Genomic DNA, 2,888 nt, shown 5'->3' on the forward strand with positions numbered 1-2,888 from the left:
GCCGCAGGGCCCCTCCCAAGGACGACTGCCCGCCGGGCAGTCCGGTATGGCGGCGCCTGCGCGCGATGAGGTCCGTGCCCGGCCTGTGGTGCACCGCGTGCTCGTGCCGCTGTTGGCGGTGGCCACGCTGCTGGCCGGCGGTTGTTCGTCGCTGGACGTGCCGCGGGCCGACAATTACCCCGCCACCAACCAGAAGAAGGCGCGCGCCGTGCACCACTGGGACGTGCTGGCCGACGACGTGGCCACGCGCATCGCCGGCAAGATCCGCGACTGGCCCGCGGGCGAGCACCCGATCTACGTGTCCGCCTCGGGCGATACGAGCTTCAACAACGGCTTTCGCAAGCTCTTGATCACCCGCCTGCTGGACCGCGGCGTGGTGCTCACCAACCAGCCTTCGGCCGTGACCCTGGCGTTCGAGACCCAGCTGGTGCAGCACCCGGGCCGCGTCTCCAACAGCCTGCCCATGCCCTGGACGCGGCTGGCCCTGGGCGTGGGTGTGGCACGCGACTGGGCGCACCGGGCGCCCGGCGCCGGCTCCATCGTGGCTGGCACAATCGCCATCGGGGCACTGGCCGACGCCGCGCAGTACACCACCGACGGCCCCGCCGCAGGCGGCCCCACGCGCACCGAGGTGCTCATCACGACCTCGCTGGAAAGCGGCGACCGCTACCTGGCCCGCACCTCCGACGTGTACTACATCGAGCAGGACGACGCCGCGCTCTACCAGGTCCAGCAGCCGGCTCCGCCGCCGCCCCCCCCTCCACCGCCCACCCCGGTCAAGACCTGGCAGGTGGTGAGCCCCCCGGCGATGATGGTGGTGGCGCCATGAAGCGCCGCACCCTCCTGCGCAGCGCCGGTGCGCTGCTGCCTGTGCTGGCCCTGCCGGGCTGCGCCTCGTACTACTATGGCGACAAGGCCGGTGGCGGTGCTGGCGGGCTGATGGACCTCATCACCCCCAGCACCATCGAGCGCAACCACCGCGCGGCCGATGCGCTGCTGCTGCAGGCACCGCTGGACCCGCAGCATGCCGTGCTGGTCGCCACGCTGGTGAATGTGGACCGGCTCACCGAATCCTCGCGGCTGGGGCGCATCTTCTCCGAGCAGGTCGGCTCGCGCCTGGTGCAGCGCGGCCTGCGCGTGACCGAGCTCAAGCTGCGCGAGAACGTGGCCATGCAGCGTGGCACCGGCGAACTGCTGCTCTCGCGGGAGGTGCGCGAGGTCAGCCGTGCCCACGACGCGCAGGCGGTGGTGGTGGGCACCTACGCCGCATCGGCCACCACGCTGTTCATCAGCCTCAAGATCGTGAACCCCGTGGGCAACGCCGTGGTGGCCGCGCACGACTATTCCATGCCCATCGACGAGAACGTGCGCTCGCTGCTCGCCGCGCGGTAGATCGCGGGCCGCCAAGCCTTCATCCAAAAAAGCCCCGCACGGCATGGCCGGCGGGGCTTTGGTGTTTTTGTGGGCGGCCCGGCATCGCCGGGCAGCGGATCAGTGCAACATCAGGGCGCCAGCATTCTTGCTCTTGCCGGCGCGGGCGGGTGGGTTGCACAGGCCGCAGGTGTAGTGGCGGTTTTCGTAGAGTTCGGTCACGAACTGGCCCTTGCAGTCGGCGCACTGGGTGCGGGTGAGCATGCCGGCATCCACGAACTTCACCAGGCGCCAGGCGCGGGTGAAGGACAGCAGGGGCTCGATCTCGGCGGTGCTGACCTGCTCGCTGTACAGGCGGTAGGCCTTGGTCAGCAGCTCCACCGAGTCCAGGTCCACGCCCTTGGACAGGTATTCGTAGATGTTCAGGAACAGCGAGCTGTGGATGTTTTCCTGCCAGGTCAGGAACCAGTCGGTCGAGAAGGGCAGTTGGCCCTTGGATGGCGACTTGCCGGCGATCTCCTTGTACAGGCGGATCAGGCGTTCGTAGGACAGGGTGGTTTCGGATTCCAGGACCTGCATGCGGGCGCCCATGCCGATCAGCATCGCAGCGCGTTCGATCTGCTTGGATTCGTTGAGGACGCTCTTGGCTGGGGCTTTGGCGGCGGCAGTCGTGGTGGTCATGGCAGGCTTTCGGGGGAAGCGGTGAACGGGCGGAACGGGACGGAGGAAAGGGGCGGTGTGTTCAGAGTACTTCCGACACGCGGCTGGCCATCAGGATGTTGGCGTGCAGCGTGTTGGTGGCTTCGTTGCCCACCTTCTTGGCCGTGTGGTTGGTCAGCAAGCTCCACACCAGGTTGTCGTCCACGCGGAAGCTGCAAAGAAGCGTGTTCCGGGAGGCCAATTTCAGCACTTGGGCGGCGGACAGCGATGCCAGAATATCGGCAGCTTCTTCGTTCATGCCCAGGCGGAACACTGCTTCTGCCTTGTCATGGCGGATCAGGTTCTGCGCCAGCATCAGGTAGGTCAGGTTGGCTTCGCGGATTTCGGCGAGCAGCTGTTCGTTCGTCATGGCAGGGTTCCTTTGTTCCAGTTCCCGGGTCTTCGCCTTGCCATGCGGGTTGCATGTTTTGCGCGATCCGTTGAAATGGATTGTGAAACCAGGCCAATCAGAAATTAAGTCGGCGCAGCTCTGTGCAGCGTGTCTGGCACAGAGGTGGTGCGTGTAGGAATTTGCCCTACAAAACCCCAAGCGGAGGTACTACCTGCCAGAGCGTGGCGGCCTGCTGCAAAAAGCAGCAACCGGGCGCGCGGTGAGGCTCAGCCGCGTTCCACCGGGCGCGAAGAATCGCTCACCCATTCGCTCCAGCTGCCGGCAAAAAGCGCGGATTTTCCGAGCCCGGCGACCTCCATCGCGATCAGGTTGGGCAGCGCGCTCACGCCGCTGCCGCACTGGTGCACCACGCTGGCCGGGTCGCGCCCCGCCAGCAGGGTGTCGAACTCGGCGCGCAGCACGGCGG

The 2,888-nt window shown here is 67.1% G+C and carries 4 protein-coding genes and 1 pseudogene; 2 read left to right on the forward strand and 3 right to left on the reverse strand.

The window, feature by feature from the left end:
• The first annotated feature begins 46 nt into the window (after positions 1 to 46).
• Together ACK59X_RS16105 and ACK59X_RS16110 are read left to right on the forward strand one after the other, a co-directional pair.
• A complete protein-coding gene (locus tag ACK59X_RS16105; protein ID WP_409958735.1) occupies positions 47 to 829 on the forward strand; it encodes a hypothetical protein in 783 nt (260 codons plus the stop codon).
• Positions 826 to 1,392, forward strand: coding sequence for a FlgO family outer membrane protein (locus tag ACK59X_RS16110; RefSeq protein WP_409958729.1), 567 nt, complete (start codon positions 826 to 828; stop codon positions 1,390 to 1,392). The genes ACK59X_RS16105 and ACK59X_RS16110 overlap by 4 nt, the downstream gene beginning before the upstream one ends.
• Before the next feature lie 99 nt (positions 1,393 to 1,491).
• Here ACK59X_RS16110 and flhC read toward each other — a convergent pair whose 3' ends face one another.
• The 3 genes and pseudogenes from flhC to ACK59X_RS16125 all read right to left on the reverse strand — a co-directional run.
• Entirely contained in the window at positions 1,492 to 2,052 is a 561-nt protein-coding gene (gene flhC, locus ACK59X_RS16115) for a flagellar transcriptional regulator FlhC (protein WP_409958731.1), read from the reverse strand.
• Positions 2,053 to 2,113: 61 nt separating this feature from the next.
• The gene (gene flhD, locus ACK59X_RS16120) at positions 2,114 to 2,440 is read right to left on the reverse strand and encodes a flagellar transcriptional regulator FlhD (RefSeq protein WP_409958733.1); all 327 of its coding nucleotides are present in this window, start codon (positions 2,438 to 2,440) and stop codon (positions 2,114 to 2,116) included.
• A gap of 248 nt (positions 2,441 to 2,688) precedes the next feature.
• Positions 2,689 to 2,888 (reverse strand): annotated as a pseudogene (locus ACK59X_RS16125) (sulfurtransferase); the annotation flags it as partial.

It is taken from the genome of Acidovorax sp. (assembly GCF_046339755.1).
Classification (GTDB): Bacteria; Pseudomonadota; Gammaproteobacteria; order Burkholderiales; family Burkholderiaceae_C; genus Acidovorax.

Coding starts and splice junctions, on each gene's coding strand:
- ACK59X_RS16110 (WP_409958729.1), top strand. CDS start 826: ATGAAGCGCCGCACCCTCCTGCGCAGCGCCGGTGCGCTGCTGCCTGTG.
- ACK59X_RS16105 (WP_409958735.1), top strand. CDS start 47: ATGGCGGCGCCTGCGCGCGATGAGGTCCGTGCCCGGCCTGTGGTGCAC.
- flhD (WP_409958733.1), bottom strand. CDS start 2,440: ATGACGAACGAACAGCTGCTCGCCGAAATCCGCGAAGCCAACCTGACC.
- flhC (WP_409958731.1), bottom strand. CDS start 2,052: ATGACCACCACGACTGCCGCCGCCAAAGCCCCAGCCAAGAGCGTCCTC.